The organism is Rosenbergiella sp. YN46 (genome assembly GCF_036620675.1).
GTDB lineage: Bacteria > Pseudomonadota > Gammaproteobacteria > Enterobacterales > Enterobacteriaceae > Jejubacter.
Window position 1 is genome coordinate 1 of record NZ_JAZHEE010000162.1, and the last position, 532, is coordinate 532.

A 532-nucleotide genomic window follows, 5' to 3' on the forward strand; every position below is an offset into this window, starting at 1 on the left:
TCAAATTATTATTGTCAGGGTTATTAATACACAAGAATTTACACATCATTAAAGCTAATAAGGGCCTCAATTACGAACGACTATACGGTGAATAATGAGCAAATTACTTGAAAAAGCACTAAAAGATGCAATTAAGGGAAACAAATGTACTGTAGGCTCTAGGCAAGTTTTAACTTCACTAAAAAATTCAAAATTAGTTGTTCTTTCAAAGTCAGTTCGACAAAACATTTCTGAAAAAATTCAGTCAGATGCAAAAAAAGCAAAAATTCCTATCATACAGTTCAGTGATACTTCAATGTCTTTAGGAAAACTTTGTGGTTTGCAATTTAGAGTATCTACAATTTCATTCAATTCACTCAATGATTCAAACATCAAATCTATTATGAATGAAGCAGAAAAGAAATAATGATGTTGAAAACTTTACCGATTAAACATTATAATGAAAGTTTAAATGAGACTGTCAGAGATTCGAGTTAAAAAGGATAAACATGACGCAAGAAATTAAAGTCACAACTAGACAATTGCTATTGAT

The 532-nt window shown here is 29.5% G+C and carries 1 protein-coding gene; it reads left to right on the top strand.

What is annotated here, in order from left to right:
• The first annotated feature begins 94 nt into the window (after window positions 1-94).
• Window positions 95-406 carry a ribosomal L7Ae/L30e/S12e/Gadd45 family protein gene (locus V3W49_RS23045; protein ID WP_500148310.1) on the top strand — a complete coding sequence of 104 codons (312 nt, stop codon included), beginning with the start codon at window positions 95-97 and terminating at the stop codon, window positions 404-406.
• The last annotated feature ends 126 nt before the right edge of the window (window positions 407-532 follow it).